We start from the raw sequence: 26,416 nt of genomic DNA on the forward strand, positions 1-26,416 counted from the left end.
CGTGAAGTGGTGCCGACGCGCCGGAGTCCCGGACGGCGTCGCGGGCTCCGTGAGCTCGGGAGCCGCCTCGGAGAGGATACCGATCCTGCGACCCGGAGGGGTGACACGGGTTTCGCCTCCGCCGGCCGAGGGCGGGATCACCCTGTCAACGACGGACGCCCCGCCGACTGGATCCGGGGATCCTGGTCGACGGGGCGTCGGAAGTCGGAGATTACTCGCCGACGCCGCGGATGTTCGCGGCCTGCGGGCCCTTGCGGCCCTGCTCGACGTCGTACTCGACGTGCTGGTTCTCGACGAGCTCGCGGTAGCCCTGCTTCGCGATGGCGGAGAAGTGCGCGAACACGTCGGCGCCTCCGTCGTCGGGAGCGATGAAGCCGAAGCCCTTTTCGGAGTTGAACCACTTAACGGTGCCAGTAGGCATTTCTTTTCCTTATGTGTTAATGACGCCGACCGGGGCCTGCGTCGTCAGAGTCCGCACGAGTGTGCGGTACCCGCTCGACTCGGCCTCCGCGGGTGAAACACGCGTCTGCCGGAGTCGTCCGGGTCGTCTAGGGGCTGAGCTCGCGCCTCCGGGGGAGGGCGGCTCTGCGGGGGAGAACGTCCCGCGGACCGGGCGTGCCGGTGGAGCGGGGGTCGAACGAGGAACGGCGCGGCTTCCGCGGCGTCCTGTGAAGGGCGGTACCCGCGTGCGAGGCGGGCGTTCGAACCGGACGACCGAGGACGATGCTCTCGGTCGGTGCGGTCTCTATCAGGGGCTGAGTCTCTTCGTCGTCGTGCGACTTCTCAGCCGTGGAATTCGGGCGATCGCCCAGGAGATGTCTCGACTCTACGGGATCACGGCCCCCGAGCGCGACCGCCCGCGTCAGACGGCGCGCCGATCCGCGTGCGCGAGGCGGCCGGAACCGCTGTCCGGGCGGGTCGCGGTGTGCCACGATACGACTCGGATCGCGCCGTTCCCCGCCGCCGAACCCCGCCACAGCCTCCCCGCCACAGCCTCCCCGCCACCGTCGCCCCGGAACGAGCCCGGAGCCCGTCCTCCCGAGGTCACCGTGCCCCTGCCTCCCCGGCCCGCCGACGCCGCGGTGCTGCTGCGCGAGCAGTGCGAGGTCGGCGTGCTCTGCGCCCGGCGTGCAGGCGGGGTGCTGACCGCCGCCTCCGCGTTGCACCTGCTCGCCCTGACGCCCGCGCAGCTGACCACGGTGCTGCCGAGCCTGGCGCTGCTGGTCGTCTCGGCGCTCGTGCAGCTCGCGCCCGGCCGATCGGTCGCGACCGGGACGAGGGCCGTGATCCTCGGATCCGCGCTGGACGTCGCGGCACTCGCCGCCTTCCTCTCGCCGGGCGTCGACGCCTCCCTCCGCGCCGTTCTGGGCGGGATCACGATGCTCGCCTCGATGGCGCTGCCGTGCGCGCTGCTCGCCGTCGGCTCCTGGCGGGGTCTGCCGTGGGCCGCGGTCCTCGCGCTGCTCCCGGTCCTCGCCCTCAGCGCGGCGGCGACGGGCGCGTCCGGGCGCGCTCCCTTCGTCCTGATCTCGGTCGTCGTCTGCTGGGCGCTGCTGCTGACCGCCGCGCGGTGGCTCGCGGGCAGCGTCGCGCGTGCGCACGTCGGCACCGCCCGCCTCCGGACCGCCCACGACGCCGAGCGCCGCTCGAGTGAGAGCGAGTCCCGGCACCGCGCCGACGCGCGGCTGATGCACGACACGATCCTGGCGACGCTGACGCTGGTGGCGCACCGGGGGGAGGGCGTGCCCGCTCCCGTGCTGCGCGACCGGGCCGCCGCCGACCTGGCCCTCCTGCGCGGTCTGGAGACGGTGGAGGAGCCGGACCCGGACGGGGCGGCCGGGGTGCCGGAGGCGCTCCTCGCGCTCGGTCGGCGGTCGGCGGCGGTGGGCGTGGAGGTGCGCTGGCACGGCGGTGCGCAGCCGCGGATCCGACCGGAGGTGCTCGACGCCGTGGTGCGCGCGACCGGGGAGTGCCTCGAGAACGTGCGGCGCCACTCCGGAGCGGCCCTGGCCCACGTGAGCGTGGCGGAGGAGGCGGGCACGCTCCGCGTCGTCGTCTCGGACGAGGGGCGCGGTTTCGACCCGGCCGCGGTGGCGGCCGGACGCCTCGGCCTCGCGGAGTCGGTCGTCGGCCGGATCGAGGCGGTGGGCGGCACGGTCCGGGTCTTCTCGGCGCCCGGGTCCGGCGCGACCGTGCTGCTGAGCGTGCCGCTGTGAGCGGGTCGCGGCAGGAGGAGGGGACGCTCCTCGAGCTGGTCCGGGCGGCGGACAGGAGCCCGGGCGCGCTGTGGAGCATCCGCGAGCGCCTCACCCGGCCGAACCGCCTGAGCGGGAGCTACCTCGGGCTGGGCTTCCTCACGATGGCGGTGCTGCTCGACATCCGCGGAGTGATCTCGTACCTCTGGTCCCTCGACGCGCGGTCCGCGACCTGGCTGAGCGGACTCTCCTGGCTGCTGGTCGTCGCCGCGAGCGCGGTGGGGGTCTCGATCGCCCTCCGCCGCCACGGCGAGCTGCCGCGCCGGGCCTTCGCGGGCGTCCTCGCTGTGGACGTGGCCGCGCTGCTGCTCGAGTTCGCCGACCACGCCCTGCCGACACCGGCTCCGATGTACTACCCGTCGGTCTGCGTGGGAGTGGGCGCGGGCGTGATCGCGCTGATCACCTTCCAGCCGCTCTCGCGCTCGTTCCTCGCTCTGGTGGTCCTGGTCGGGCTCACGGCGCTCGGCCTCGTCGGCCAGGCGCTCCTCGGCGACGGAGGCGCCGCCCTCGCGGTGAGCAACGTCCTCCTCGCCGTCGCGCCCGCGGCCGTGTGCGTCGTCGTGCTCACCTCGCTCGACCAGTACGTGCGGCGCACGCTCGACCGCAGCCTGGCCGACGGCACCGTCCCCGCCGCGGACGACGAGTTCTCGCAGGTGGACGCCCGCATCGAGGAGCTCCTCGAGCGGGTCCGGACGCCGGTGCCGCTGGACGAGGAGCTGGGCGAGCGGGCGCGGGTGCTCGGAGACGAGCTCCGCGAGGCGCTCGCCCGCAGCCACGACCGCACCTGGCTGAGGATCGCGGTGGAGGAGTCGGCGCTGCTGTCCTCCGCTGTCGCGATCGACGATCCGAGCGGGGCTGCGGCGCTGCTGGCCCCGCTCGACCGCTCGCGGCTGCTCTCGGTGCTCTGGCTGCTCACCGCCCCCGCGGGGAGGACTCCGCTCGCCGTCCGCCTGGAGCCGGGCCAGGGCGGCGGGGTGGAGCTCGCCCTGGTCGCCGCGGGCATCCGCGCCCGCGACCTCGACCGCTCGGTCTGGGGCATCCTCAGCGAGCTCGGCGAGCACCGCACGACGACCGACCACGGCGCGACGAGGATCCTCGTCGCCCACCGGCCCCGGAGGAGGACGGCGACATGAGCGACGAGCCCGCGATCACGCTGGCCATCCTCGACGACCACCCGATCCTGCTGGCGGCGCTGGCGGAGTGGATCCGCCGCTCGGGCACGGACATCCGCGTGGCGGCGACGGTCGGCACCTGGACGGACCTGCTCGCGCATCCGGCCTTCCCGACCGACGTGGTGCTGCTCGACATCGACCTCGGCGACGAGCTCGACCTCGCCATGAAGATCCGGATCATCGCGGCCGCCGGCGCCGCCACGATCATCATCAGCACGCACTCCGAGCCGGGCACGATCAGCCGGGCGCTCGAGGCCGGGGCGCACGGCTACGTGGTCAAGAGCGAGCGGACCGAGACGATCCTCGCGGCGATCCGGGCGGCGGCGCGCGACGAGCGCTTCCTGACGGCGCAGACGCGGGAGCTGCTCGGGGCCGACCGCCCGGGCACCCTGACGCACCGCGAGCGGGAGATCGTCCGCCTCTTCGTCGACGGGATGCCGCTGAAGCAGGTCGCCACGCTCCTCGGCATCACCCAGGACGCCGCACGGAGCTCGCTGCGCAGCGCCCGGGGCAAGTACCGGGCGGAGGGGCTGGCCGTCGGCACGAAGATCTCGCTCCGCCGGCAGGCGCTGCGCGACGGGATCGTCGAGCGCTAGGCCCGCGCTCGACGGTCCCGGGGGCCTAGACCGTCTCGGCGCGCTTCTGCCGCGCGGGCTCGGCGGGGTCGGAGGGCCCGTTCCAGATCGAGACGATGCCCCAGACGACGGCCGCGATCGGCACGGCCAGCACGGCGCCGACGATGCCGGCGAGGACGGTGCCCACGGTCAGGGCGATCAGGACGATCAGCGGGTGCAGCTTCAGCGAGCGCGCCATCACGACCGGCTGGAGGAAGTTGCCCTCGAGCTGGTTGACCCCGATGACGACCAGGATCACGATCAGCGCGGCGACCGGGCCGTTGGCGACCAGGGCGACGAGAGCGGCGAGGATGCCGGCGGCCGTGGCTCCGACGATCGGGATGAACGCGGTGAGGAAGACGATGACGGCCAGCGGGATCGCCAGCGGCACCTGGATGATCGCCAGCGCGACGCCGATGCCGATCGCGTCGACCGCCGCGACGGTCGCCGTTCCGCGGACGTAGCCGCCCAGCACGTCGACCGTCTTGTGCCCGACGCGCTTGGCGCGCTCGTAGCCCGAGCCGGTGAAGGGGCGCAGGAGGAACTCCCAGATCTTCGGGCCGTCCTTCATGAAGAAGAACAGCACCACGATCATCAGCACGAGGCCGGTGATGAAGTTCGCCGCCGCGGAGACGCCCGCGAGCGCGCCGTTGCCGAACGAGCTGGAGGTGAGGAAGTCGACGACCGACTGGCGGGCGGACTCGATCTGCTCGTCGGTGATCTGGAACGGCAGGTGCTGCACGTAGTCCTGCAGCGAGGTGATGCCGTCGGAGGCGCTGCTGACCAGCTCGTCCCACTGGTTGCGGACCGCGACCGTGATCAGCCAGCCGACCGCGCCGAGGACCGCGAGCAGCCCGATCAGCGCCAGCCAGGTCGCGAGGATCGACGGCACGCCCTTGCGCCGCATCCACGCCAGGACCGGGTGGATCGCCGCGGCGAGGATGAGCGCGATCATCACGGGGATGAGCACCAGCGTGAGCTGCGTCATCGCGAAGACGAGCACCGAGGCCAGCAGGAGGACGATGACCACCTGGAGGCAGCGGGTGGCGAACCGGCCGAGGCCGTCGCTCCAGACCCGCCGCTGCGGATCGGGTGCGCTCGGCTGCGGCGCGGCGGCGCTGGTCGAGGAGTCGTTGCGGTCGAAGAAGCCCATGGAGGGACGGTATCGGCTCGGACCGACCTGCCGTCCCTCCTTGACACCCCGGCCGCGCCGCGAAGATCCGGGGGTCAGAGACCGGCGGGCTTCTCCGGCGTGCGCAGCCAGGTGTCGAAGAAGTCCGCCAGGTCGGAGCCGGAGACGTTCTCGGCCAGGGCCTGGAAGTCGGCGGTCGTCGCGTTCGAGTAGCGGTTCTCGGAGGCCCAGCGCTTCAGCAGCACGCCGAACGCGTCCGCGCCGATCCGGTCGCGGAGGGCGACGAGCGTCAGGCCGCCGCGGGCGTAGACGGGCGCGTCGAAGAGGCCTGCGGCTCCGGGGTCGGCGACGGCGGTCGACCAGAACGGGTCGTCGGCGGGAGCGGCTGCGACCCGGGCGGCGGACTCGGTGACGCTCGCGCCGCCGGTGTGCTCCTCCCAGAGCCACTCGGCGTAGGTCGCGAAGCCCTCGTTCAGCCAGATGTCGGACCAGGTCTCCGGAGTGACGCTGTCGCCGTACCACTGGTGCGCGGTCTCGTGCGCGACGGTCGACTCGTCCGCGCCGCCGGAGTAGAACGAGCGGCCCTGGGTCTCGAGGGCGTAGCCGATCCGCTCGTCGTCGACCACGGCTCCGGCCGAGCGGAACGGGTACGGGCCGAAGACGGAGGAGAAGTAGTCGATGATCGCGCCCTGCTTCGCGAGCGCCGCCTCGGTGCGGGCGCGGGTGTCGCCGGTGATGTCCCGGTCGATCGCGTCGATGGTCGTCACGCCGCCCTGGGTGGAGCGGACCAGGTCGTAGTCGCCGATGTTCACCATGGCGAGGTAGCTCGCCATCGGGCTGGTCTCGACCCAGCGGGAGGTCGTCCACCCCTTCGACGTGGTGGGGGAGCCGACCGGCAGGCCGTTCGCGACGACCGTCCGGCCCTCCGGGACCGTGATGCTGAAGGTGTAGCGCGCCTTGTCGGCGGGCGAGTCGTTGACGGGGTACCAGGTCGAGGCGCCGTCCGGCTCGCTGGCGACCAGGGCGCCGTCGTCCGTCGACCACCAGCCGAAGGGGGCCCCGGTGCCGTCGACGGGGTTCCCGGTGGTCCCGGCGTAGTCGATGCTCACCAGCGCGGGCAGGCCCTTCCGGAGGGTCCGGGCGGGCGTGACGGTCAGCTCGTCCCCCGACTGCGAGAACCGGGCGCCCCCCGCGTTGACGGTGACCTTCGAGACGGTGAGGCCGGTCAGGTCGAAGGAGAGCGAGCGCAGGTCCTTCTGGGGCGCGAGGGTGACCACGGCCCTGCCGCCGAGGGCCCGGGTCGCCGGATCGTACTTCAGGACGAGGCTGTAGGTGAGGGCGTCGAAGCCGCTGCTGCCGAGGCCGGGGAAATACGGATCGCCGGCGCTGGTGCCCCCGTCGACGGCGCCCGCGCGGGCGGCGGGGGAGGCGATGGCGGCGGGTGCGAGGAGGAGGGAGGAGGCCACGAGCGCGCTGAGCGCGGCTGACGCACGGAATGTCATGTCCGCACGCTAGCGGGCGGGCGTTTCGTGCGCGTGTCGGCACTGTGCCGAGGAGAAGCCCCGTCGATCGACGGACGGGCGATCCCGTGCGCCCCGATGCGGAGGAGGTGCGGAATCCGTCGCGGCCACGGAGCATCGCACGGTGGAACTACCCGTTCGAGCCGCCGGAGCCCCGCGGATCGTTGCGGCGGCGACGGATTCCGCACTACAGTCGCCGTGTTCATGCAGGTGCATGGGGTGCGGTACCCGAAGCCGCACTGCACCGCCCTGCTCGGAGCAGACGCCTCCGCCGGGAGGGATGACGATCCTCTCTCCCGGCGGGAGGCGGACCGGGCGGATCCGCCCGGCCGCCGCCGGCGCTACGCCGGGACGCGCACCGTCAGCCCGCCGGGCTCGATCCAGGTGCGGAACGCCGAGGTCGAGCCGAACGGATCGCCGTCGAGCTCGATCTCCTGCGCGTGCTCGAGGCGGACCGTGAGGTCGCGGCCCTTCACGTACCGCAGGGCCGACACCTCCTTGGTCAGGCCCATCAGCTTCTTGCCGACGACGCCGCTGCGGCGGAGCACGCCGTTCTCCCACACCACCTTGAAGATGATCTGCACCCAGCCGAAGAAGCCCTCGGGGCGCAGCAGGACGATGTCGAACTCGCCGTCGTCGACGGCCGCGTCCGGCAGCAGGAGGATGTTCGCCGGCAGGGCGCCGCAGTTGCCCACGATGATCGTGTGCGCGCGCACCTTGCGGGTCCTCGAGCCGTCGAGGCGGTAGCGGAACTCGAGCTGGTTCTTGTCGAGCAGGGCCTTCCGCAGCGCGTCCACGTAGGCGAGCCAGCCGGCGCGCTTCTTGAGGTCGTCGTCGGTGTTGGCGAGCATCTTCGCGTCGATCCCGAGGCCCGCCATCACGACGTAGGCATAGCGGTCGCGGCCCGTGGAGGTCTCGATGTCGATCATCCCGACGTCGATCGGGCGGTCCTGTCCGGAGAACGCGACGGTCAGGGAGTTGTCGATGTCGTCGAGCGTGAGGTTCAGGTTGCGGGCGAGCAGGTTGCCGGTGCCGGAGGGCAGCAGCGCGAGCGAGGCGTCGGAGCCTCGGAGGGCCTCCGCCACGACGCGGACCGTCCCGTCGCCGCCGGCCGCGATCACGACGGCGGCGCCCGCGGCGAGGGCCTCCTTCGTCTGACCGGCCCCGGGGTCCTCGACGGAGGTCTCGTACCAGAGCGTCTCCTCCCAGCCGGCGGCCTCCTCGGCGCGCTTCACAGCGGCCTTCACGGACTCCAGGTCGACCTTGACGGGGTTGTAGACGAGGGCGGCGCGGCGGCGCTCAGGCATCGTCGCGGCTCTCGTCGAGCTCGTCGCCGTTCTCGTCGACACGGCCCGGACGCACGGCGGCGTCCTCGCGGATGTCGATGCGGGTGTCGCCGGCCTCGGTGGTGGAGACCTCGATGCGCGGGGCCGCGTCGGCCTCCGTCGCCTTCGGGGCGCTGGTCAGCTGGTCGTGGCGGTCGTCCGCGCTCTGGTCGGTCATGCCTGGACGGTAGCAGCGGGCGATCCGCGCCCGCGCGGGCTTGCGTCAGCGGCTGCGTGCCGCCTGAAGACCCCAGAGCACGAGCGGGATCTGGAGCGGGAGGCGCAGCAGCGTGATCACCCGGGTCCGCGGCCGACGGGCGTCCCGCGCCATCTGCACGTTGCCGGGGAGGACGGCGGCCATCAGGGTGGCGGAGGCGAGACCGCCGACCGCGCGGGTCCGCGGGTGCAGCGTCGCGGCCGCGCAGACCAGCTCCGCCGCTCCCGAGACGAGGACCCATCCGCGCGCCGAGCCGGGCATCCCTCGCGGGACCACCGCGTCGAAGGTCCGCGGGTGCACCAGGTGGACGACTCCCGAGACCGCCATCGCCGACACGAGCACGAGCGGGCCCGCGCCCAGGCCGCTCATCGGCCCTCCGCCCCGCGCTCGAGCGGAGCGACGTGGTCGAGGATCCGGCGCCACTCGCGCACGAGCGCCAGCCGGCCGGCTCCGTCGACCGTCACGGTGCGCGCCCGCGCGAGGCGGCCGCGGTACCAGCGGCCGTCCTCGGCGCTCGCCACCGGGTCCGCGTCGCCGTGGACCAGGAGCGTCTCGGCGGTCACCCGGTCGAGGTCGTCGGCCCAGGAGCCGTCGCGGAGCGCCGCGAGGTCGGTCGCGGCGCCGCTCGGGCCCTGCCGCCAGCCCTCGGCGAGCATCCGCTCCAGCCGGTTGCGCAGTCCGCCGTGGGTGGCGAGCACCGGGTCGTCGGAGTCGATCCCGAGCGCGTCCAGGCCCGGCTGCGTCTGCGGGAGGGCGGCGGCGATCGCGTCGGCGTCCTCCCCGCGGAGGGTCTCGCGCCGCTCCCATGCGCTGGTGGGGTGCACGATCACGCCGGCCTGCGGGGGCGCGGGGGTGCCGACCAGCGCGAGGCGGTCCACGAGGTCGGGGTGCCGGGCCGCGAGCGAGAGCGCGAACGCGCCGCCGGAGCCCCAGCCGACCACGCCGACGCTGCCGAAGCGGGCGCCCTCGACCATGCGGGCGGTGCGCTCGGAGCGGCGCAGGTACTCGGCGAGGTCGTCCGCGCGGTCCTCGACGCGGCCGTGAGCGGCGTCGACCGGGTCCGAGGCGCCGTAGCCGGGGCGGTCGAGGATCAGCAGGTGCAGGCCCCAGGGGCCGGTGACAGTGGGGTCGGGGTCGAAGCCGCCCGCTCCGGGAGTGGGGTGGCAGAACACCACCAGCCGGTCGGCGACGGGATCGCCCGCCGCCGAGACGCCCATCCCGCGGCCGGACCGCAGCTCGAAACGGTGGTTCGCCATGTCGCCTCCCGGGTGCGCCGAGGGTCGGCGCGTCGCCCCCAGTCAAGCGGAGACGGCGGCCCGCGCGCTGGGCCTTGTGCCGGAGCGGGAGCAGTCGGACGCGTCCGGAGCGGGCGTGCTCGCGGTCGCCTTCGTCGCCGAGCGCGGCGACCTCCCGCCCCTCGTCGTCGAGTCGATGGACGGGCTCCTCGCGCTCGTCTCGGGACTGCGCCGGTAACCCCTGCCCCCCGCGGAGGTCGACCCCCGTGGCAGGCGGCCGGCCGCCGCCCAGCGTGCTGGGAGCGGGTCGGCACCGGCTCCGTTCCGTGCTGCCGCGGATGATCGAGCAGGGGCGGGGCAGCGTGATCACCACCTCCTCCGTCGCCGGGCTCGACGGCGCCCCGGGCCTCAGCCCCTCCGTCGCCTCGAAGCGCGGGGTCGCCGGGCTCACCAGGAGCGCGGCCCTCGAGGTCGCGGGCACCGGCGTCCGCGTCGACTCGGTCCACCCGTCGCCCGTGAACACCCGGATGATGCGCTCGATCGAGGCGGGCGGCGGCGACGCCGGCGCACCGTCCGTTCACCCGATGTCCACGTGACGCCGCGGAGGAGGGGAGCGAGGATGGGGGCGTGTCCCGTCGCCTCCTCCTTCCCGTCGCCGGCGTCCTCGCCGCGGTCCTCGCCGCCGGCGGGCTGACGCTCCTCGTCTGGACGATCGACGAGACGCCGTTCGCACGGCCCGACGCCGGCTTCGACCGTCTGACGAGCGAGGTCGCCGCGGTGCCCGGAGTCTCCCTCGACGGCGCCGAGCGCTGGGTCGAGGCGCCGGCGTTCGGCCCGCCGACCTCGTGGGTCGGGGTCGCGGTCGAGGAGCCGGCGCTCGCCGACGCCCTCGCGACGGCCTGCGCGACCGAGTACGCGGATCCGGTGCTGTGGTCGTTCCGGGCGACGTCCGCAGGCGGGAACACCCTCTCCTTCGCGGGCGCGGAGGAGCCGACCGCCGCGTGCCCCGCTCCCGCTGTCGACGCGTCGGCCCTGCTCGAGCGGATCGACGGGCTCGGCCGCGACCTGGAGCTGCACGCGTCGCTCCGCGAGGGGTCCTTCGCCCTCGACTCCTTCGAGGACGTCTCCGGCGGGTTGCCCGCGCTGCTCCCGATCGTCCGGGCGGCGGAGGACCTGCGGGACGCTGCGGGCGCGGAGCGGGGCGCCCCGGTCGAGATCTCCGGTCCCTGGGCCGCGATCACCGTCGGTCCCGGCGAGCAGGAGCGGACCGCCGCGCTGCTCACGACCCTCGTCGAGGAGCACGGCGTCACCGCCTACTGGGCGACCGAGGACGGCCTGCGGATCGTCGCGCCCGACGGCGGGCACGCCGCGATCGAGGCCGCCGTGCGCGACTCCGGGCTGCCGGTGGCCGACCGGTCCCTGCGCTTCGAGGCCGACGAGTCCTGACGCCGGGCGGCCGTGAACGGGTGCGGCCTGGCTCAGACCTCGGTGGCGGGTGCTCGACGGGCTCCCCGGCTCACGACGGGAGGCACCTCCAAGACGGGGACTGCACGCTTCATGAACCGGTCGAAGTCCGGAACAGTGAACGCGGCGTACCCGTGCTCGGGAGTGAACAGGAGCCCCATCCCGATCAGCTCCGCGCGGACCGATCCGAGCTGAGTGGACGCGCGCTCCAGAAGCGCCGCGACGTCGCCCGCTTTCTGGGGCTCTGGTCCGAGCTCCGCCATGGCTCGCATGTACGCGGTCTGAAGTGGACTCGCCCGATCGAGTCGCACGCGGAAGAAGGAGCTGTCCAGCTTCGCCTCGTAGGCCTCCCTCGCCAGTTCGACGTCCTCCCGGTGGATGCGATCGTTCTCAGCCACCGTCCAGACCTGGTAGCCCAGTTCCTGGATGAAAGAGGGGTATCCGGTCGTGATCTCGACTACGAGTTCAACAGCGTCGTCGTCGTAGACCGCGCCCTCGGCCGCTGCCGGCTCTCGGAGAGCCGCTACCGCTTCGTCGTGATCGAGCGAGTCGATCCGCGGAAAGGTGAAGAGCCGCTCGGCGTACGATCTCGCATCGCCCACCAGCTCGGCGATCTGCGGAAGACCGGCACCGACGAACGTGACGGGGAGGCTCCGCTGCACGGTCTTGTGGATGGCTTGGATGAGCGCTTCGAGCTGCGGTGAGTCGAGGAACTGGACCTCGTCGATGAGCAGGACGATCCCCTCGCCCTGCTCGGCCGCCGCTTCACCCACGGCGACGAGGACGTCCGTCAGGTCCAGTCCGAGATCCCGATGATCGGCCACTCCTTCTGCCGGCGGTACATCCCATCCAATGGACCACTCGCCGTCCGCTCCGACAGACACCGCGAAGGCGCTCAAGACCGCGGCGGCGTGCCTCCCGCGGTCGGTCCATCTCGCGCGGGGGGACAGGCGGAGGAGTGCCGCCTTGAGCTGGGATGCCAGCACCTGGCGGAACCGGCCCTCGTCGTGCTTGACCGCCTCGAACTCGATCACTTCCCCGTTCTCCTCCTGGGCGATCGTCCGGAAGCCGTTGAGAAGGACCGTCTTTCCGACGCCCCGCAGCCCCGTGATGATCATCGACTGGTTCGTGCGGCCCCGTCGCAGGCGCGTCAGCAGGGTGCGGAACGCCTGGGTCTGCTCGTCTCTGCCGATGAGGATCTCCGGTCGCGCTCCCGCGTTCGGCGTGTAGGGATTGTCGACGGCATCCATACGGGCCGGTTCAGGAGTCTTACTGTGCTTCATCCAGATCGAGTGAAGCGCAGTAAAGCCATCGAACGGCGCCCGTCACGCGCGCCAGGCCGCCAGCTCCTCCGCAGCCGCCAGGACGCGGTGGGTCGGCGAGAGGTCGAGGACGCACGCGCCTGAGCGCCTGCGAGGCCCGGATCCCGCCTCCTGGACCCGCGACCCAGGGAACGCTGGCAGGATGTACGGGACGGTCGGTGCGCGAGAGCGCGCCGCACGGACGGCACCGCCCGCTGAGAGCGGCCCCGCCCGGCCCCGTCCCGCACACCTCCACCCGCTCCCGACAGCGCTCACAGCGCCGGAGCGACACATCACCGCGGCCCGACCGGGCGCGCGGTCGGACCCTGCGCCGCGCGCCCGCGTCCAGCCACTCCCTCCCGGAAGAACCGCATGAGAAACGCCAGAACCGCCAAGCCCGCTCGCCACCACCTCGAGCTCCCCAAGCCCAAGCCCCTCGAGAAGGGCGCCATGCGGATCACCCCGCTCGGCGGCCTCGGCGAGATCGGCCGCAACATGACCGTCTTCGAGCACAAGGGCAAGCTGCTCATCGTCGACTGCGGCGTCCTCTTCCCCGAGGAGAACCAGCCCGGCATCGACGTGATCCTCCCCGACTTCGCCGCGATCCGCTCGCGCCTGAAGGACATCGAGGCCATCGTCCTCACCCACGGCCACGAGGACCACATCGGCGGCGTGCCGTACCTCCTCAAGGAGCGCGGCGACATCCCGATCATCGCCTCGACCTTCACCCTCGCGCTGATCAGCGCGAAGCTGCAGGAGCACCGCATCACGCCGCGCACGCGCCCGGTGAAGGAGGGCGACCGGATCGACGCCGGCGTCTTCGACCTCGAGTTCCTCGCCGTGAACCACTCCATCCCGGACGGGCTCGCCGTCGCGATCCGCACCGAGGCCGGCCTCGTGCTGCACACGGGCGACTTCAAGATGGATCAGTTCCCGCTCGACGGGCGCACCACCGACCTCCCCGGCTTCGCGCGCCTCGGCGACGAGGGAGTCGACCTGTTCCTGGTCGACTCCACGAACGCCGACGTCCCCGGCTTCGCGATCTCGGAGGGCGACCTCGCCCCCGCGATCGACCAGGTGTTCCGCACCGCGCCGCGCCGCATCGTCGTGTCCAGCTTCGCGAGCCACGTGCACCGCATCCAGCAGGTCCTCGACGCCGCGCAGCGCCACGGCCGCAAGGTCGCCTTCGTCGGCCGCTCGATGGTCCGCAACATGGGCATCGCCGCCGACCTGGGCTACCTCAAGATCCCGGCCGGCCTCGTCGTCGACATGAAGGTGCTCGAGAAGCTCCCCGCGACCGAGATCGTGATGATCTGCACCGGTTCGCAGGGCGAGCCGATGGCGGCGCTCTCGCGCATGGCCAACAAGGACCACATCATCGACATCGGCCCCGGCGACACCGTGCTGCTGGCCAGCTCGCTGATCCCCGGCAACGAGAACGCGATCTACCGGATCATCAACGCCTTCACCCGCTGGGGCGCCACGGTCGTGCACAAGGGCAACGCCAAGGTGCATGTCTCGGGCCACGCCAGCGCGGGCGAGCTCGCCTACTGCTACAACATCCTGCGCCCCACCGCGGTGCTCCCCGTGCACGGCGAGTGGCGCCACCTCACCGCGAACGCGGCGATCGCGACCCGCACCGGGATCGACGAGAAGGACGTCTTCGTCATCGAGGACGGCGTCTCGATCGACCTGGTGAAGGGCCGCTCGCGCATCAGCGGGCGCATCCCGGCCGACCAGATCCTGGTCGACGGCACCACGATGGGCGTCGCCACCGAGGACGCGATGAACGACCGCATCGTCCTCGCCGAGGAGGGGGCCATCACGGTCCTCGCCATCGCCGACCTCGACCGCGGCACGCTCGGCGAGCCGGTCGAGTTCTTCACCCGCGGCTTCGTCGAGGAGCCGGGCTGGAAGGCCAACGCGAGCAAGGCGATCGACGACGCCGTCCTGCAGGCCGCGGGCAAGCCGGTCGAGCTCGAGGCCATGGAGGCGCTGATCACGCGCACCCTCGGCCGCTGGCTGACCCGCCGCCACCGCCGCAACCCGGTCATCACCACCATCGTCGTCGAGGAGTAGGCGCCTTCCACGCCGGCCTCCGCCTCCGCTACCCCCTGCCCCGCGAGGCGCGGGCGGAGCAGAGTGGGAGGGTCGGCAGGTCGCCGACGCGAAGGGAGAGCGCCATGAGCACCGACCGCACCACGGGTGAGGACACCGAGAAGACCGAGGACCTCCCCGACGGCACCGGGACGGACACCTCCTCCGGTGGCGGCGACACCGACACCGTCTCCGGCGGCGAGCCGGACGAGCCCGCCGAGTAGGGCCGTGAACGACGAAGGGCGGGACCGCGAGGTCCCGCCCTTCGTCGTTCCGCCGATCAGATCAGCGGGCCGTCGCTCTCGCTCGAGCGGCGGGTGACCTGCTCGCCGCTGGCCGGGTCGACGGCCGAGCGCGTGGTCGAGACGGCCTGGCGGCGGCGCGTCAGCAGGACCAGCCCGAGGATCAGGCCGACCGCTCCGGCCGCCATGAGGATGTAGCCGACCAGCTTCAGGTCGATCCCGGACACCTGCACGTCCACCGCGAAGGCGAGGACCGCGCCGACGACGAGGAGGAAGATCCCTGCTCCGATGCTCATTGCGTGCTCCTTCTGACTGCCGCCGGAGCGCACGCGGGAAGCGCGCAGGGGCACCGGCGATCGCCCCACGGTAGACCCCGGGTCCGGCGGCCCCCAGGCCTTCCGGCGGGAGCCTCCGGGGGTGTAGGGCGGTGCGGGTCAGCGGTCGGAGACGCGGAGCATCACGCGGGTGCGGTCGGCGCGGGTGACCAGGCCCTCGATCAGGAGGAACACGCGGTACTCGAGCCGGTACTTCGCCAGGAACACGCGGCCCAGGCGCTCGACCTCGCCGGGGTCGGCGTCGATCTCCGCGGCGGCCTCGACCGGCACCGCGTAGTCGGAGACGCGGCCGCGGCGGTCGCAGGGGACGAGGGTCACCCGCGCGTCGTTGCGGAGGCGCTTCACCTTGCCGCTGCGGCGGGGAGTGGTGACGATCAGCTCGTGGCCGTCGCGGGCGATCCAGACCGGGGTCGAGACGGCGTCCCCGGACTTCCGGAACGTGGTGAGCGAGACGAAGCGCTCGTCGGCGAGGGCGGTGAGGTCCTGGGAGAGGGGCATGTCCGAAGTAGAGCGGCCGGGAGCGGTCACCGCAAGCCTCCGTGGCACCTCGATCCGCCCCCGTAGGGTGGAGTGATGACCGACGCGACGCCTCTGATCGGCCCGACCGAGGCGCCCGATCTGCACGTGATGACCTACAACATCCGCCGGCGGATGCCGCGCCTCACCTCCCGCGCCGTCGACCAGTGGGACCGGCGGCGCCCGCTCGTCCAGCGGGTGCTGGAGCAGGAGCGCCCCTCGATCCTCGCCGTGCAGGAGGCGCTGCCGGACCAGTCGGCCGCCGTGCACGAGGCGCTGGGCTCCTCCTTCGAGGCGATGGGCTTCGGCCGGGACGCGGACCGCGGCGGCGAGCGCGTGATGCTCTTCGTCGACCGCAGCCGCTACGCCGTCCGGCACTGGACCCAGATCGCCCTCTCGGACACCCCGGACGTCGCCGGCTCGCGCAGCTGGGGCAATCGCATCCCGCGCACCGCGGTGATCGCGGAGCTGACCGATCACGCGACCAGCCGCGAGCTCACCGTGATCTCGACCCACTTCGACCACATCTCGCGGCGCTCGCGCCAGCGCTCCGCCGAGCTGATCGCCCGCCGCGTCCTCGAGCTCGGACGCCCCGCGATCGTGATGGGCGACACCAACACCGACGTCGACACCGTCCCCTACCGGACGATCCTCGAGGAGGGCCGCCTCGCGGACGCGTGGGAGACGGCGGAGAAGCACCTCACCCACTCGTGGAGCACCTTCTCGAACTACCGCGCGCCGGCGCCGGGCAAGCGGATCGACTGGCTGCTCGTCAGCGAGGGCGCCTTCGAGGTCGTCTCCGCGGGGATCAACGCCGTCCGCTACGGGGGAGCGGCGCCCTCCGATCACGAGCCGGTCCAGGCCGTGCTGCGCTTCACGAAGCCGTGAGCGGCTCCGCCCTCGTCGAGACCTTCCTCGAGCCCCCGCGCACCCGCGGGGAGTGGACGGCCGACGGCATCCGCGCGATCGGGGCGGCGAGCATCGTGGCGGCCGCGATCGGCTGGGACCTGGTCGACGTGGCGGTGCTCGCGCTCGCGGCGATCGGGCTGGTGCTGCCGCGCTTCCTCGGCATCCGTCCGGCGCTCGACGCCCTCTTCGGGCTCGCGCTGCTCGTGGCGTCCTGGAGCAGCGTCCTCGGCCTCTACGAGGCGTGGCCGCAGTGGGACCTGGTCGTGCACTGCGTGCTCAACGGGCTGATCGCCGCGGTGGCCTACATCGTCGCCGCGCAGGCCGGAGTCGTGCCGGCGGTCGCGGGCGATCGCGGGCCGCTGCTCCCGGCGGTTGTGCTCTGCGCCTGCTTCGGGACGACGGCGGGCGTCCTGTGGGAGTGGGGCGAGTGGGCGGGGCACCGCTTCATCGACTCCTCGATCTTCGTCGGCTACGAGGACACGCTCGGCGACCTCGCCGCCGGCGCGCTGGGCTCGATCCTCGCCGGCGCGCTGATGCGCTTCTGGTCCGCGAAGTCCCGGGTGGTCGCACCGCGCGCCTCGCGCGGCGTCGGAGGTGCGGCGTAGCCTGTCCCGCATGTGCGGCCGCTTCGCGATGGACTCCGAGACCGATGAGCTGATCCGCGAGTTCGTCGCCGCGGGCGGGCGCGCCGAGGACTGGGCGCCCGACTACAGCGTCGCTCCCACCGACGTCGCGCCGATCGTGCGCGAGCGGCTCCACGACGGCGAGCGGGAGCGCGAGCTGGAGCTGGCGTCCTGGGGCTTCACCCCGTCCTGGTCGAAGGGCAGGGGGCCCTCGCCGATCAACGCGCGCCTCGAGTCGGTCGCGACGAACGGCCTGTTCCGCGGGGCGTTCGCCAAGCAGCGCGCGATCGTGCCGATGCGCGGGTACTACGAGTGGGAGACCCGCGCCGACGGCAAGCAGCCGTGGTTCCTGCAGGGCGAGGAGCCGATCCTCGCCGCGGCCGGCCTCTACACGGCCCGGAAGGAGGGCGACGACTGGCGCGTCTCCTTCACGATCATCACCCGCGAGGCGCGCGACGCCTCCGGCGAGGTGCACGACCGGATGCCCGTGTTCCTCACGCCCGACGTGCGCGACGCCTGGCTCGACCCGGCTCCGCTCGCCTCTGCCGAGGAGATGCTCGCCACCCTCGACCGGGCGTCCGTCGCGATGGCCTCGACCGTCACGGCCCACCCGGTCGACCGCCGCGTGAACAACTCCCGCACCGTCGACCGCCGCGACCCGGGCCTGCTGACGCCGGTCGGCTGACGCCGCCCGCCTGACAGGCGCGGGACGATCCGCGCGGTCCGCGGAACCTCCGGGCGAGGGCGGACGACGGGCGGTGGGCTGACCGGAGAGCACGGGAGGGGCGGAGCCGCGGCCCCGCCCCTCCCGGGCGTCCTACTTCGTGCCGGCGTGACCCGGGAACGGCTTGCCGTTCAGCGAGACCTCGTCGGGGTCGACCTCGACGTCGCCCACGTCGTCCGGGCCGCCCGTGCCGGGCACGGCCTTCACCTCGGCCGAGCCGGAGACCTCGGTGCGGCTCTCCGCCGGATCCGAGTCCTGCTTGGCCTCGGTCTCGCGCTCGCTGCCGGGCGACTCCGAGATGTCCTTCTCGATGGTCTCGCTCTCGGAGGAGGTGGCGGGCGCCGCCCCGTCCGGCTTGCCGATGGTCGAGCCCTGGTCGTCCTGCTCCGTGCGGTCCTGGTCCATGTCGTCGCCTTTCGTCGGGACCTCCGACGCTACGTCGGGGCGCGCGCGGGGGCACCCGCTTGACAGCCCGGCCGGGGGAGGGCGGCGTGCAGGGTCGACGTACTACCCTGGGTCGACGGTCGCACCGGGGGGCGCGGCACACCCGCCGCCGACCGCGAGGAGGACCCGTGGCATCCCACCGGACAGGCGACACCCGCATCGTCGGGACGACGGTCGACGGCCGGTACACGCTCGAGGAGCTCATCGGCCGCGGCGGCATGGCCACGGTCTACCGGGCGCGAGACGGCGTCCTCGGCCGCTCCGTCGCGCTGAAGATGTTCGCCCCCGGCATCGACGACGCGCAGGACCTGCAGCGCAAGGCGTCCGAGATCCGGCTGCTCGCGGCGCTCAACCACCCCGCCCTCGTCACCCTCTACGACGCGCACGACGGCGGCGACGACACCAACGGCCAGGCCTACATGGTGATGGAGCTCGCCGAGGGCCCGAGCCTGTCCGAGCGGCTCGCCGAGGGCCCGGTCGCGCCGAACGACGTCGCCTCGATGGCGGGCGACCTCGGCGAGGCCCTGCACACGGTCCACGCGGCCGGAGTCGTGCACCGCGACGTGAAGCCGTCGAACGTGCTGCTCGTCCCGAGCCCGCTGACCAGCCGCGAGTTCCGCCCGAAGCTGGCCGACTTCGGCATCGCCTCCCTCATCGACGCGACGCGGATCACCGCGCCGGGCACCCTCATCGGCACCGCCGCCTACCTCAGCCCCGAGCAGGCGCACGGCGACCCGGTCACCTCGGCGAGCGACATCTACTCCCTCGGCCTGGTGCTCCTGGAGTCGCTGACCGGTCGCCGCCCGTTCACGGGTTCGGCGATCGAGGTCACGCTCGCCCGCCTGCTCCGCGACCCCGAGGTGTCGGAGTCGCTCGGCAGCGGCTGGACCTCGCTCCTGACCGCGATGACGCGGCGCGAGCCCGGCGAGCGTCCCGCCGCGCTGCAGGTGGCGGAGTCGGCGCGCCGGCTGATCGATCCGCGGCGCGACTCCCCGCCGGCGGCCATCGTCGTCCCCGACGTCCCCGCCACCCGGGTGATGTCGACGGAGCCGCTGGCCGAGACCGAGCCGATCACGCGGGCGGAGGCGCTCGATCCGACCCGCCGGCTCGCGGCCGACGCGTACCCGGCCACGGAGGCGATCGCTCCGACGCAGCGCTTCACCGCGACCGAGCGGATCGCTCCGGCACCGCGGATCGCTCCGGCACCGCAGACCGCTCCGGCGCCGCGCACGGCTCCGCTCCGCCCCGCGGCCGCCCGTCCTCAGCGCCGCGGCCCGAGCCCGTGGCTGATCGTGCTGGTGCTCGCGCTGGTCGCGGTCGCCGTCGGGCTCGCGATCATCCTTATCGACGGTCCCCAGTCGCCTCTGCCGCAGGTGGACGGCGAGCTGGGCGACCACCTCCGTCAGCTGCGCGAGAGCATCCGCTCGTGAGGGGCCTCCGACTGCGCGCTGCCGGCGCCGTGCTCGCCTCGGTCCTGCTGCTGAGCGGATGCTCCTCCGCGCCGCAGGGCATCGACGAGGGCACCGCCCAGACCCTCGACGACGCGGTGGTCGCCGTCGCCGAGAAGGCCTCGGCCGACGACTACCAGGGCGCTCTCACCGAGCTCGCCTCGCTGCAGTCGGCGCTCGACGCCGCGCTCGCCGAGGACTCCGTCAGCTCCGATCGCGCAGCGACGGTGCAGGCGCAGGTCGACGTCGTCCGCGCCGACCTCGAGGCCCTGATCGCGGGAGCCCCGGAGCCGGCGCCGGCCGAGACGACCGCCCCGGCTCCCGAGGAGACGACCCCGGTCGAGGAGGAGCCGGAGGACACGCCCGCTCCGGTCGAGACCGAGGACGACCCCGCCCCCTCGCCCGAGGAGTCGGAGCCGGAGGAGACGCCGACCGAGCCGGAGGAGCCCGCGGAGGAGACCCCGGCCGCTCCCGGCGACGACGCTCCGGGGAGCAGCGGCGACGCACCGGGGAACAGCGGTGGCGCACCCGGCAACAGCGGGAACGCTCCCGGCAACGGCAACGGCAACGGCAACGGCAACGCGGGCGGCAACGGCAACGCGGGCGGCAACGGCCCGGGCGCTCGCGGTGCGGCGACCGGCGTCGGCGCCCCCGCGGGCAGCGGTGCCGCGCCCGGGGCCGCGAAGGGCCCCGGCGGCCGCTAGAGCGCTACTCCTGCGTCGAGAGCACGGCGAACGCGGCGTCGAGCTCGACGTCCACGTCCGTGCCGTCCTCGCGGGTGACCTCCACCTCGAAGGCGTGGTCGGCGTCGTCGCTGCGCTCGGCCTCGGTGACGGTCCCGGAGCCGACGGCGCCCAGCGCCGCCTCGCTCGCGCGGGCGAGGTCGTCGCCGGTGAGGTCGTCCGGGTCCACCGCGGCGGCGGTCGGGTCGCCGGCAGGCACGCCGTCGTCGCCCGAGCCGGCCTGGAGGGCGCGGTCGTCGGGCTCGACGGACACGACGGCGAAGGAGTCGTCGAGGCGCACCTCGTACTCGAGGCCGTCGCGGTCGGTCAGGTCCAGCTCGTAGCCGGTGGCGCCGTCGTCGTCGCGCTCGGCCGAGGTGACGGTCCCGCCGCCGATCTCGGCGAGCGCTGCCTCGCTCGCGCGGTCCAGGTCGCTGCCGGTGAGGGAGTCGGATCCCTCGAAGCCGTCGGTCGCGGCGTAGGCGATGCCCGTCCCGGCTCCGATCAGCACGACCGCTCCGGCGATCCCGGCGATGATCTTCGTCTTCTTCTGCACGATGGCTCCGTCCCGGCGCCGCTCGTCGACGCCTCCAGCACTCTCGCGGTCGGGCGCTGAAGCAGGCCTGAAGCGCCCGCTCAGCGGGCGAGCGGCACCCGCACCTCGACCCGGGCGCCGCCCAGCGCCGAGTCGCCGACGACGACCCGTCCGCCGTGCGCCCGGGCGATCCCGGCGACGATCGCCAGGCCGAGGCCCGACCCTCCGGCGTCGCGCGTCCGGCCCTCGTCGAGGCGGACGAAGCGCTCGAGCACCCGCTCGCGCTCCGCCGCCGGGATCCCAGGCCCGTCGTCGTCCACCGCGAGCACCGCCTCCGCTCCATCGATCCGGGTCGAGAGCGCCAGCTGCGAGGAGCGGTGCCGCACCGCGTTGTCGACCAGGTTCCGCAGCGCCCGCGAGAGCAGGGCCTCGTCGGCCACCGCCTGCACGGGCGAGATCCCGCTCGCGTCGACCCGGGCTCCGGAGTCGCGCAGGCGCCGCACCTCGCCGAGGGCGAGATCGTCGAGGTCCACGGGAGCCGCCGCCACGGCCAGGCGCGCCTCGTCCGCCCGGGCGAGCAGCAGCAGGCCCTCGATCAGCCCGCCGAGCCGCACCGACTCCTCCGCGACCGTCCTCGCCAGCCGGGCGGAGTCGAGCCGGTCCGGGTGCGCGAGCGCCACCTCCGCGGTCTGACGCAGCGCCGCGACGGGGGAGCGCAGCTCGTGCGAGGCGTCCGAGACGAAGCGCCGCTGCCGCTCCTGCCCGCTCTGCAGCCGATCGAGCATCCGGTTGAGGGTGTGCGCCAGCCGGTCGACCTCGTCGCCGGAGCCGGGAGCGGCGATCCGGCGGTCCAGGGCGGAGGAGGTGACCGCCTCGGCCTCCTCGCGCATCCGCTCCACGGGGCGCAGCGCCCGGCCGACGACGACGGCGCACACCACCGCCACCAGCGCGATCAGCAGCGGGACGGCGACCGCGAGCAGCCCGATCGTCGTGGACACCGCCTCCTCGCGGCCCTCGTCGGGCACGCCGACCACGACGAGGGAGTCGTCGTCGAGCTCGCGGGCGGCGACCACCACCGGCCCCTCGTCGTCCACGTCGACGGTGACCGGGTCGTCGCTCTCGGCCAGCGCGAGCGGAGGGAGGTCCGCCGCGTCCTCGCCCGCGGCGGCGACCCGCCCGTCGACCACGAGCTGGACCAGTCCCTCCGAGCCGCGGACGGCCTCCGGGCCGCCCTGCTCGACCAGCGCAGCGACCCGCTCCGCCTCGGCGTCGGCGGCGGAGGCGGCGCTCGAGGCGAGCACGGAGGAGAGGACCAGGACGAAGAGCACGCTCCCGAGGAGCGCGGCGGCGGCCACCACGGCGGTCGCGGCCGCGCTGATGCGGGTCCGCAGGCTCCGGCGGCTCACCCGGCCACCAGCGTGTAGCCCGCCCCGCGCCGGGTGCGGAGGGTGTCGCGGCCGAAGGGCCGGTCGATCTTGTTGCGCAGGGTGCGGACGTAGACCTCGACGATGTTCGGATCGCCGTCGTAGTCGAAGTCCCAGACGGCTCCGAGGACGTCGCGTTTGGAGACGACCTCGCCCGCCCGCGAGACGAAGTACTCGAGGACGCTGAACTCGCGCGCGGTCAGCGGCACGGCGACTCCGCCCCGCTCGACGGTCCGGGACGCCGGATCCAGCACGAGATCGCCGACGACGCGCACCGTGGGCCGCTCGGCGGCTCCGCGGCGGATGAGGGCGCGCAGCCGCGCGACGAGCACCGGGAACGAGAACGGCTTGGTGAGGTAGTCGTCGGCGCCGGTGTCGAGGGCCTCGACCTGGTCGAGGTCGCCGTCCTTCGCGGTGAGCATCAGGATCGGGGTCCAGTCCTCGGCGGCGCGCAGCCGCTCGCAGACGCGGAAGCCGCTGACGTCCGGGAGCATCAGGTCGAGGACGATGGCGGCGTAGTCGGCCTCCTGCGCGTACCAGAGGGCGTCGGTGCCGGTGGTGGCGGTGTCCACGGCGAAGCCCTCGGCCTCCAGGCCCGTCTCGAGGGCGCGGAGCAGGTTGATCTCGTCGTCGACGACCAGGATGCGGATGGCGGCCTCCCCGGGCTCGGCGCGCGGGGGTCCGCGCGAGCCCAGGCTAGCCGCGGCCCCGCTGAAGCCCGCCTGAAGCGCCGACGGACCACCGCGTCCCGCCGAGGCGCCGGCTCCCCGCCGGGACACCGGCCGGAGCGCGGTGTCCCGGCGGGACGCGCGGCGCCCGGGCGCGGGTCACTCGTCGCGGTCGGTGTACTCGCCCTCGCCCTCGGCGGAGGTGCCCGCGGCGCTGGTGTCGACGTAGCTGCCCTTGTCGGCGGTGCTCTGCTCGTTCACCGAGGTGTCGACGTAGCTGCCCTCGGCCTCGCCGGCGGTGTGCGAGACGCCCTCCGTCGAGGTGTACTCGCCGCCCTCGGTGTCCTCGGTGCTCGTGCCCTCGGCGACGTGACGGCCGTGGCCGGCGGTGTGCTCGTCGTGACCCTCGTGGTGGTCGTGGTGCTCGTGACCCTCGTGGTGCTCGTTGTCGTGGTCGTGGTGGGCCATGGCGGCCTCCTCGCTTCGTCGCGTCGGTGCGCGGTCGGATCGGCCGCGCTCGCTCCGAGACTTCTGCATCGGGGGCGGGGGTGCAAGACGTGGCGGCTGCACATCCGTGCCGCGCAACTCCTACCGGTGCCGGATCCGCCCGCCTAGCCTCCGAGGATGAGCAGACCCCCTCGCACCCGCTGGAGCGTCATCGGCCAGCTCGGACCGGCCTTCGACGACGGCGGTCCGATGCTGCTGGTCGAGGCCCGATCGGCGTTCGGGCGCCGCCCGATGCACCGCGCCAAGGCGCAACTGCTGCTGTCGGCGCTCCGCCACCGCGCCCGCGAGCTCGGGGACCGCGCCGAGTACGTCCGCTCCGAGACCTTCGGCGAGGCCCTCGCCGGGCGCGACGACCTCGAGGTGATCGACCCGCCCACCCGCGGCGGCCGCCGCCTCGCCCGCAGGCTCGGCATGAGCGTTCTGCCCAGCCGCGGCTTCATCACGGCCGAGGAGGACTTCCGCGAGTGGGCGCTCTCCCGCTCGGGCAAGCGCCTGCTGCTGGAGGACTTCTACCGGTGGAGCCGCGAGCGCACCGGCGTGCTGATGCGCGGCGACCAGCCCGAGGGCGGCCGCTGGAACTACGACCACGACAACCGCCAGCCTCCGCCCAAGGGCGCCTCCCGGCTCGGCCTGCCCGACCCGTGGTGGCCGGAGGAGGACGACATCGACGAGGAGGTGCGCGCCGACCTCGCGCGCTGGGAGGCCGAGGGGGCGGTCCGCCTGGTCGGCGCCGACGGTCCGCGCCGCTTCGCCGCGACGCCCGCCGAGGCCGAGGCGGCGCTCGCCGACTTCGTGTCGTCGCGCCTGGGCGACTTCGGGACCTACGAGGACGCGATGCTCTCGGGCGACTGGACGATGGCGCACTCGCTGCTCAGCGCCCCGATGAACCTCGGCGTGCTCGATCCGCGGACGGTCGTCGAGGCGGCCGAGGCGGAGTACGCCGCCGGGGGCGCGCCGATCGCGGCGACGGAGGGGTTCATCCGCCAGATCCTCGGCTGGCGCGACTACGTCTGGAACCTGTTCTGGCACCTCGGGCCGGAGTACCGCAACCGCAGCCGCGCGCTCGGCGCCTCCACGCCGCTGCCCGCCGGGCTGCTCGCTCTCGACCCGAGCGGCATCGAGGCGAACTGCCTGCACGAGACGCTCGACGACGTGCACCGGCACGGCTGGGCGCACCACATCCAGCGCCTGATGGTGCTCGGCAACTGGGGACTGCAGCGGGGGTGGGATCCGGCGGAGCTCAACGACTGGTTCGTGGACGTCTTCGTCGACGGCACGGAGTGGGTGATGCCGGCGAACGTGATCGGGATGTCCCAGCACGCCGACGGCGGCGTCGTCGCGACGAAGCCGTACGCCTCGGGCGGCGCCTACATCAACCGGATGTCCGACTACTGCGGCGGCTGCCGCTTCGACCCGAAGGTGCGCCTGGGCGAGAACGCCTGCCCGGTGACCGCCGGGTACTGGGCCTTCCTCGACCGGGCCGAGCCGGTCCTCCGCGGCAACCACCGGATGGCCCAGCCCCTCGCGGGCCTGCGCCGCCTCGCGGACCGCGAAGCGGTGGTCGACCAGGAGCGCCTGCGCGAGACGTACTGACGCGGGGCCGGCGGCGCGCCCGCCGCTACTCCGCGCGCACGAAGCGCGACACGGTGACCGCGACCGTCACCGCGGTCGTCCCCTCCACCGCCGCGAGCCGAGCGTCCAGCGCCTCGGGATCCACGTGGTGGGCACTCGGCCCCATCAGCACCTCGGCGCGCAGCTCGTCGACGCTCATCAGCACCGTCGTGTCGAGCTCGATGCGCTCCTCGAGCGCGAACCCCGCCAGCTGCTCGTCGAGCCGCTCCGCCTTGCCGGCGTCGATGCCCAGCATCCCGAACCGCTCGCGGATCTCGTGCAGGTGCCTCTCGCGCGGAGTGACGACGACGGCGACGCCGCCCGGACGGAGCACCCGCCGCATCTCCGGGGCGTTCCGCGGCGCGAAGACGGTGAGCAGCGCGTCGGCGGAGGCGTCGGCCAGCGGGAGGGGCTGCCAGAGGTCCGCGGTCGCGATCGCCGCCCGGGGGTGCGCGCGGGCGGCGCGGCGGGCGGCCGGGGCCGAGAGGTCCAGGCCCAGCCCGTCCGCCGCCGGACGCGCCTCGAGCACGGCCGCGAGGTACGCCCCGGTGCCGCAGCCCAGGTCGACCACGAGCCGCGCGCCGGAGGGGACGGCCGCGGCGACCGCGTCCTGGATCACCCGGTAGTGGCCGGAGCCGAGCAGGTCGGCGCGGGCCTGCACCATCGCCGCGGTGTCGCCCGAGGTCGCGTGCCTCCCGCGCAGCAGCGAGGCGTAGCCCTGGCGCGCGAGGTCGGCGCTGTGCCCGAGGGGGCAGCGGAGCGAGGAGGGGCGGGGGAGCGCGTCGGGGGCGAGCGCGCCGCCGCAGACCGGGCAGGCGAGGGCGGGCAGCACCGTCGATCCGGGTCGGGCGGCCGGATCGAACGCGCTCACTCCGCGCCGGGCGCGCGCGCCCGCATTGCGGTGACCGCCGCGTTCAGCGTCGCGATGGTCGGCACCGCGAACAGCGCTCCGGCGAGCCCGGCCACCTCGAGCCCGGTCGCGACTCCGAGCACCACGGCGAGCGGATGCACCTTCACGGCGGTCCCGAGGATGAGCGGCTGCAGCACGTGCCCCTCGAGCAGGTGCACCAGGATCACGACGCCGACCATCACCAGCGCGGCGACGGGCCCGCTGAACAGCAGCGCGACCAGCGCGGCGAGCGCACCGGTCACGATCGCGCCGAGGATCGGGACGAACGAGCCGAGGAACACCACGATCGCGATCGGCACGACGAGCGGCAGCTGCAGCGCGAGCGCGCCGATGCCGATGCCGACGGCGTTGATCCCGGCGACGCCGAGCTGCGCGATCACGAACTGGCTGAGGGTCCGCCAGCCGGCGGCGCCGCCGCGCTCCATCGCCGGGCGGGCGCGGCGGCGCCGCCGGCTGGCGGACCCTC

General features: G+C 73.9%; 31 protein-coding genes. 14 read left to right on the top strand and 17 right to left on the bottom strand.

From position 1 onward, the window contains the following. Positions 1–211: 211 nt before the first annotated feature. Positions 212–421: a cold-shock protein gene (locus tag C5C69_RS12340; RefSeq protein ID WP_055786246.1), complete on the bottom strand. Its 210-nt coding sequence runs from the start codon at positions 419–421 to the stop codon at positions 212–214. A 628-nt stretch (positions 422–1,049) separates the two neighbouring features. On the opposite strand from C5C69_RS12340, the gene C5C69_RS12345 reads away from it, so the two are divergent. The 3 genes from C5C69_RS12345 to C5C69_RS12355 are packed head-to-tail and all read left to right on the top strand — an operon-like array spanning position 1,050 to position 4,023. Then, positions 1,050–2,216, top strand: coding sequence for a sensor histidine kinase (locus tag C5C69_RS12345; RefSeq protein WP_104257993.1), 1,167 nt, complete (start codon positions 1,050–1,052; stop codon positions 2,214–2,216). Then, a complete protein-coding gene (locus C5C69_RS12350; RefSeq protein ID WP_104257994.1) occupies positions 2,213–3,388 on the top strand; it encodes a hypothetical protein in 1,176 nt (391 codons plus the stop codon). Before C5C69_RS12345 ends, C5C69_RS12350 begins: the two co-directional genes overlap by 4 nt. Then, positions 3,385–4,023 carry a response regulator gene (locus tag C5C69_RS12355; RefSeq protein ID WP_104257995.1) on the top strand — a complete coding sequence of 213 codons (639 nt, stop codon included), beginning with the start codon at positions 3,385–3,387 and terminating at the stop codon, positions 4,021–4,023. Before C5C69_RS12350 ends, C5C69_RS12355 begins: the two co-directional genes overlap by 4 nt. A 25-nt stretch (positions 4,024–4,048) precedes the next feature. Here C5C69_RS12355 and C5C69_RS12360 read toward each other — a convergent pair whose 3' ends face one another. From C5C69_RS12360 to C5C69_RS12385, 6 genes are all read right to left on the bottom strand, one after another. After that, positions 4,049–5,194, bottom strand: a complete 1,146-nt coding sequence (locus C5C69_RS12360) for an AI-2E family transporter (RefSeq protein WP_104233055.1) — start codon at positions 5,192–5,194, stop codon at positions 4,049–4,051. Positions 5,195–5,268: 74 nt separating this feature from the next. Then, positions 5,269–6,675: a M1 family metallopeptidase gene (locus C5C69_RS12365; RefSeq protein WP_104257996.1), complete on the bottom strand. Its 1,407-nt coding sequence runs from the start codon at positions 6,673–6,675 to the stop codon at positions 5,269–5,271. A 359-nt stretch (positions 6,676–7,034) separates the two neighbouring features. Beyond that, positions 7,035–8,000 (bottom strand): diacylglycerol kinase family protein, encoded by a 966-nt coding sequence (locus C5C69_RS12370; protein ID WP_104257997.1) that lies wholly within the window; start codon positions 7,998–8,000, stop codon positions 7,035–7,037. Next, positions 7,993–8,196 carry a multidrug transporter gene (locus tag C5C69_RS12375; RefSeq protein ID WP_104222930.1) on the bottom strand — a complete coding sequence of 68 codons (204 nt, stop codon included), beginning with the start codon at positions 8,194–8,196 and terminating at the stop codon, positions 7,993–7,995. Before C5C69_RS12375 ends, C5C69_RS12370 begins: the two co-directional genes overlap by 8 nt. 45 nt (positions 8,197–8,241) lie before the next feature. Beyond that, positions 8,242–8,604, bottom strand: coding sequence for a hypothetical protein (locus C5C69_RS12380; protein WP_181067772.1), 363 nt, complete (start codon positions 8,602–8,604; stop codon positions 8,242–8,244). Continuing rightward, the gene (locus C5C69_RS12385; RefSeq protein ID WP_104222928.1) at positions 8,601–9,491 is read right to left on the bottom strand and encodes an alpha/beta fold hydrolase; all 891 of its coding nucleotides are present in this window, start codon (positions 9,489–9,491) and stop codon (positions 8,601–8,603) included. Before C5C69_RS12385 ends, C5C69_RS12380 begins: the two co-directional genes overlap by 4 nt. On the opposite strand from C5C69_RS12385, the gene C5C69_RS16720 reads away from it, so the two are divergent. From C5C69_RS16720 to C5C69_RS12395, 3 genes are all read left to right on the top strand, one after another. Beyond that, the gene (locus C5C69_RS16720) at positions 9,490–9,708 is read left to right on the top strand and encodes a hypothetical protein (protein WP_146078495.1); all 219 of its coding nucleotides are present in this window, start codon (positions 9,490–9,492) and stop codon (positions 9,706–9,708) included. The genes C5C69_RS12385 and C5C69_RS16720 overlap by 2 nt on opposite strands. An 88-nt stretch (positions 9,709–9,796) precedes the next feature. Next, positions 9,797–10,066: an SDR family oxidoreductase gene (locus C5C69_RS12390; RefSeq protein WP_258067529.1), complete on the top strand. Its 270-nt coding sequence runs from the start codon at positions 9,797–9,799 to the stop codon at positions 10,064–10,066. Between the two features lie 31 nt (positions 10,067–10,097). Beyond that, positions 10,098–10,916, top strand: a complete 819-nt coding sequence (locus C5C69_RS12395) for a hypothetical protein (protein ID WP_104257999.1) — start codon at positions 10,098–10,100, stop codon at positions 10,914–10,916. A 32-nt stretch (positions 10,917–10,948) separates the two neighbouring features. Here C5C69_RS12395 and C5C69_RS12400 read toward each other — a convergent pair whose 3' ends face one another. Beyond that, a complete protein-coding gene (locus C5C69_RS12400) occupies positions 10,949–12,217 on the bottom strand; it encodes an ATP-binding protein (protein ID WP_258067526.1) in 1,269 nt (422 codons plus the stop codon). A gap of 390 nt (positions 12,218–12,607) precedes the next feature. On the opposite strand from C5C69_RS12400, the gene C5C69_RS12405 reads away from it, so the two are divergent. Both C5C69_RS12405 and C5C69_RS17025 read left to right on the top strand, forming a co-directional pair. Further along, complete coding sequence (locus C5C69_RS12405; RefSeq protein WP_104222925.1) at positions 12,608–14,314, top strand: ribonuclease J; 1,707 nt, start codon at positions 12,608–12,610, stop codon at positions 14,312–14,314. A 104-nt stretch (positions 14,315–14,418) separates the two neighbouring features. Next, on the top strand, positions 14,419–14,556 hold the full coding sequence (locus tag C5C69_RS17025) for a hypothetical protein (protein ID WP_159940924.1): 138 nt from the start codon (positions 14,419–14,421) through the stop codon (positions 14,554–14,556). A 56-nt stretch (positions 14,557–14,612) separates the two neighbouring features. On the opposite strand, the gene C5C69_RS12410 is transcribed toward C5C69_RS17025, so the two are convergent. Together C5C69_RS12410 and C5C69_RS12415 are read right to left on the bottom strand one after the other, a co-directional pair. After that, positions 14,613–14,870: a DUF6458 family protein gene (locus C5C69_RS12410; protein WP_104222924.1), complete on the bottom strand. Its 258-nt coding sequence runs from the start codon at positions 14,868–14,870 to the stop codon at positions 14,613–14,615. A 138-nt stretch (positions 14,871–15,008) separates the two neighbouring features. Further along, positions 15,009–15,407 (bottom strand): PPOX class F420-dependent oxidoreductase, encoded by a 399-nt coding sequence (locus C5C69_RS12415; RefSeq protein WP_104246944.1) that lies wholly within the window; start codon positions 15,405–15,407, stop codon positions 15,009–15,011. Positions 15,408–15,482: 75 nt separating this feature from the next. Between C5C69_RS12415 and C5C69_RS12420 the strand changes: the two genes are divergently transcribed. The 3 genes from C5C69_RS12420 to C5C69_RS12430 are packed head-to-tail and all read left to right on the top strand — an operon-like array spanning position 15,483 to position 17,642. Further along, entirely contained in the window at positions 15,483–16,313 is an 831-nt protein-coding gene (locus C5C69_RS12420; protein WP_104226113.1) for an endonuclease/exonuclease/phosphatase family protein, read from the top strand. Then, positions 16,310–16,939 carry a hypothetical protein gene (locus C5C69_RS12425; protein WP_104258001.1) on the top strand — a complete coding sequence of 210 codons (630 nt, stop codon included), beginning with the start codon at positions 16,310–16,312 and terminating at the stop codon, positions 16,937–16,939. The genes C5C69_RS12420 and C5C69_RS12425 overlap by 4 nt, the downstream gene beginning before the upstream one ends. Before the next feature lie 10 nt (positions 16,940–16,949). Then, the gene (locus tag C5C69_RS12430; protein ID WP_104258002.1) at positions 16,950–17,642 is read left to right on the top strand and encodes an SOS response-associated peptidase; all 693 of its coding nucleotides are present in this window, start codon (positions 16,950–16,952) and stop codon (positions 17,640–17,642) included. Positions 17,643–17,774: 132 nt separating this feature from the next. Here the strand turns inward: C5C69_RS12430 and C5C69_RS12435 are convergent, their stop codons facing one another. Continuing rightward, on the bottom strand, positions 17,775–18,086 hold the full coding sequence (locus tag C5C69_RS12435) for a hypothetical protein (RefSeq protein ID WP_104222919.1): 312 nt from the start codon (positions 18,084–18,086) through the stop codon (positions 17,775–17,777). A 167-nt stretch (positions 18,087–18,253) separates the two neighbouring features. On the opposite strand from C5C69_RS12435, the gene C5C69_RS12440 reads away from it, so the two are divergent. Both C5C69_RS12440 and C5C69_RS12445 read left to right on the top strand, forming a co-directional pair. Next, positions 18,254–19,555: a serine/threonine-protein kinase gene (locus C5C69_RS12440; protein WP_104258003.1), complete on the top strand. Its 1,302-nt coding sequence runs from the start codon at positions 18,254–18,256 to the stop codon at positions 19,553–19,555. Continuing rightward, positions 19,552–20,277, top strand: a complete 726-nt coding sequence (locus C5C69_RS12445; RefSeq protein WP_104258004.1) for a hypothetical protein — start codon at positions 19,552–19,554, stop codon at positions 20,275–20,277. The genes C5C69_RS12440 and C5C69_RS12445 overlap by 4 nt, the downstream gene beginning before the upstream one ends. A gap of 4 nt (positions 20,278–20,281) precedes the next feature. Here the strand turns inward: C5C69_RS12445 and C5C69_RS12450 are convergent, their stop codons facing one another. The 4 genes from C5C69_RS12450 to C5C69_RS12465 all read right to left on the bottom strand — a co-directional run bounded on the left by C5C69_RS12450 (position 20,282) and on the right by C5C69_RS12465 (position 23,390). Further along, positions 20,282–20,851: a PepSY domain-containing protein gene (locus C5C69_RS12450; RefSeq protein WP_104258005.1), complete on the bottom strand. Its 570-nt coding sequence runs from the start codon at positions 20,849–20,851 to the stop codon at positions 20,282–20,284. Between the two features lie 80 nt (positions 20,852–20,931). After that, positions 20,932–22,236 (bottom strand): ATP-binding protein, encoded by a 1,305-nt coding sequence (locus tag C5C69_RS12455; RefSeq protein ID WP_104258006.1) that lies wholly within the window; start codon positions 22,234–22,236, stop codon positions 20,932–20,934. Continuing rightward, entirely contained in the window at positions 22,233–22,904 is a 672-nt protein-coding gene (locus tag C5C69_RS12460; RefSeq protein WP_104249963.1) for a response regulator transcription factor, read from the bottom strand. The genes C5C69_RS12455 and C5C69_RS12460 overlap by 4 nt, the downstream gene beginning before the upstream one ends. 177 nt (positions 22,905–23,081) lie before the next feature. Further along, the gene (locus tag C5C69_RS12465) at positions 23,082–23,390 is read right to left on the bottom strand and encodes a hypothetical protein (protein WP_181027115.1); all 309 of its coding nucleotides are present in this window, start codon (positions 23,388–23,390) and stop codon (positions 23,082–23,084) included. A 156-nt stretch (positions 23,391–23,546) separates the two neighbouring features. Between C5C69_RS12465 and C5C69_RS12470 the strand changes: the two genes are divergently transcribed. Further along, entirely contained in the window at positions 23,547–25,022 is a 1,476-nt protein-coding gene (locus tag C5C69_RS12470; RefSeq protein WP_104258008.1) for a cryptochrome/photolyase family protein, read from the top strand. 25 nt (positions 25,023–25,047) lie between these two features. Here C5C69_RS12470 and C5C69_RS12475 read toward each other — a convergent pair whose 3' ends face one another. Next, entirely contained in the window at positions 25,048–25,911 is an 864-nt protein-coding gene (locus C5C69_RS12475) for a methyltransferase domain-containing protein (protein ID WP_104258009.1), read from the bottom strand. After that, on the bottom strand, positions 25,908–26,416 hold a 509-nt coding region (locus C5C69_RS12480), incomplete at its 5' end, for an AI-2E family transporter (protein ID WP_146083627.1). The genes C5C69_RS12480 and C5C69_RS12475, both read right to left, overlap by 4 nt.

The organism is Rathayibacter sp. AY1C7, assembly GCF_002931865.1.
Lineage (GTDB): Bacteria > Actinomycetota > Actinomycetes > Actinomycetales > Microbacteriaceae > Rathayibacter.

What these genes read in the sequence shown, in the direction of transcription:
- C5C69_RS12400 (WP_258067526.1), bottom strand. Translation starts at nt 12,217, where the DNA reads ATGAAGCACAGTAAGACTCCTGAACCGGCCCGTATGGATGCCGTCGAC.
- C5C69_RS12470 (WP_104258008.1), top strand. Translation starts at nt 23,547, where the DNA reads ATGAGCAGACCCCCTCGCACCCGCTGGAGCGTCATCGGCCAGCTCGGA.
- C5C69_RS12415 (WP_104246944.1), bottom strand. Translation starts at nt 15,407, where the DNA reads ATGCCCCTCTCCCAGGACCTCACCGCCCTCGCCGACGAGCGCTTCGTC.
- C5C69_RS12365 (WP_104257996.1), bottom strand. Translation starts at nt 6,675, where the DNA reads ATGACATTCCGTGCGTCAGCCGCGCTCAGCGCGCTCGTGGCCTCCTCC.
- C5C69_RS12465 (WP_181027115.1), bottom strand. Translation starts at nt 23,390, where the DNA reads ATGGCCCACCACGACCACGACAACGAGCACCACGAGGGTCACGAGCAC.
- C5C69_RS12410 (WP_104222924.1), bottom strand. Translation starts at nt 14,870, where the DNA reads ATGAGCATCGGAGCAGGGATCTTCCTCCTCGTCGTCGGCGCGGTCCTC.
- C5C69_RS12360 (WP_104233055.1), bottom strand. Translation starts at nt 5,194, where the DNA reads ATGGGCTTCTTCGACCGCAACGACTCCTCGACCAGCGCCGCCGCGCCG.
- C5C69_RS12385 (WP_104222928.1), bottom strand. Translation starts at nt 9,491, where the DNA reads ATGGCGAACCACCGTTTCGAGCTGCGGTCCGGCCGCGGGATGGGCGTC.
- C5C69_RS12375 (WP_104222930.1), bottom strand. Translation starts at nt 8,196, where the DNA reads ATGACCGACCAGAGCGCGGACGACCGCCACGACCAGCTGACCAGCGCC.
- C5C69_RS12380 (WP_181067772.1), bottom strand. Translation starts at nt 8,604, where the DNA reads ATGAGCGGCCTGGGCGCGGGCCCGCTCGTGCTCGTGTCGGCGATGGCG.
- C5C69_RS12430 (WP_104258002.1), top strand. Translation starts at nt 16,950, where the DNA reads ATGTGCGGCCGCTTCGCGATGGACTCCGAGACCGATGAGCTGATCCGC.
- C5C69_RS12370 (WP_104257997.1), bottom strand. Translation starts at nt 8,000, where the DNA reads ATGCCTGAGCGCCGCCGCGCCGCCCTCGTCTACAACCCCGTCAAGGTC.
- C5C69_RS17025 (WP_159940924.1), top strand. Translation starts at nt 14,419, where the DNA reads ATGAGCACCGACCGCACCACGGGTGAGGACACCGAGAAGACCGAGGAC.
- C5C69_RS12405 (WP_104222925.1), top strand. Translation starts at nt 12,608, where the DNA reads ATGAGAAACGCCAGAACCGCCAAGCCCGCTCGCCACCACCTCGAGCTC.
- C5C69_RS12435 (WP_104222919.1), bottom strand. Translation starts at nt 18,086, where the DNA reads ATGGACCAGGACCGCACGGAGCAGGACGACCAGGGCTCGACCATCGGC.
- C5C69_RS12355 (WP_104257995.1), top strand. Translation starts at nt 3,385, where the DNA reads ATGAGCGACGAGCCCGCGATCACGCTGGCCATCCTCGACGACCACCCG.
- C5C69_RS12420 (WP_104226113.1), top strand. Translation starts at nt 15,483, where the DNA reads ATGACCGACGCGACGCCTCTGATCGGCCCGACCGAGGCGCCCGATCTG.
- C5C69_RS12340 (WP_055786246.1), bottom strand. Translation starts at nt 421, where the DNA reads ATGCCTACTGGCACCGTTAAGTGGTTCAACTCCGAAAAGGGCTTCGGC.
- C5C69_RS16720 (WP_146078495.1), top strand. Translation starts at nt 9,490, where the DNA reads ATGTCGCCTCCCGGGTGCGCCGAGGGTCGGCGCGTCGCCCCCAGTCAA.